Annotated in this window: 1 pseudogene; it reads left to right on the top strand. The window is 46.6% G+C overall.

Going from position 1 to position 526, the window contains the following annotated elements:
* Positions 1-526, top strand: a pseudogene (gene carB, locus R8N47_RS28215) (carbamoyl phosphate synthase large subunit); the annotation flags it as partial.

Below are 526 nucleotides of genomic sequence, written 5' to 3'. Positions count from 1 at the left end.
GACTCAGATGAAGTCAGTTGGTGAGGTAATGGCGATTGATCGTAACCAACAAGAATCTCTTCACAAAGCATTACGTGGCCTAGAAGTTGGCGCAACTGGTTTTGATGAGATGGTTGACCTAGATGCACCTGACGCATTGACTAAGATTCGTCACGAACTAAAAGAAGCTGGCGCAGAGCGTATCTGGTATATCGCAGATGCATTCCGTGCGGGCATGTCAGTGGATGGCGTGTTTAACCTGACGAACATTGATCGCTGGTTCCTAGTTCAAATTGAAGAGCTAGTTAAACTAGAAGAGCAAGTGAAAGCCGGTGGCTTTGCTGGTCTAACAGAAGAAGTTCTACGCCAGATGAAACGTAAAGGTTTCTCTGATGCGCGCCTATCTAAACTGTTAGGTGTGGCTGAAAGCGAAATCCGTCGTCTACGTGACCAGTTTGACATCCACCCTATCTACAAGCGAGTGGATACGTGTGCGGCTGAGTTCTCTTCTGATACGGCTTACATGTACTCATCTTACGATGAAGAA

The sequence above is a fragment of the Vibrio sp. 2132-1 genome (assembly GCF_033344315.1).
The sequence above is the reverse complement of the archived record's forward strand: the minus strand, read 5'-3'. Positions and strand labels throughout refer to the sequence as shown.